The following is a 422-nucleotide window of genomic DNA, read 5'->3' on the forward strand; positions in this document are numbered from 1 at the left end:
CTCACTGCCAAGTACGTCATGTTCGATACTTGGTTCTCCAATCCTCATCAGATTGTCCAGATCAAGCAACGTGACCTAAACGTTATCGCCATGGTGAAGAAGAGTTCCAAGATCACATACGATTTCGAAGGAAAGCGGATGAACGTCAAGCAGATCTTCAGCGCATGTAAGAAACGTCGAGGCCGTTCGAGATATCTCCTGTCCGTCCCTGTAAAGGTTGGAGATCCTACAAAAGATGGTGCCCAGATTGATGCCAGAATAGTCTGCGTAAGAAATCGCTCCAACCGCAAAGACTGGATCGCTCTTATTTGCACGGACATGACGATCGATGAAAATGAGATCATCAGAATTTACGGCAAAAGATGGGACATCGAGGTCTTCTTCAAGACCTGCAAGAGTTTCTTGAAGCTTGGCACTGAATA

General features: G+C 46.0%; 1 protein-coding gene. It reads left to right on the top strand.

The features are described from left to right. A partial coding sequence (locus OCH80_RS10220) for a transposase (protein ID WP_404540669.1) occupies window positions 1-422 on the top strand: 422 nt, incomplete at both ends.

This window comes from Lactobacillus sp. 23-2, assembly GCF_044902225.1.
In the GTDB taxonomy this organism is placed as follows: domain Bacteria; phylum Bacillota; class Bacilli; order Lactobacillales; family Lactobacillaceae; genus Lactobacillus; species Lactobacillus absianus.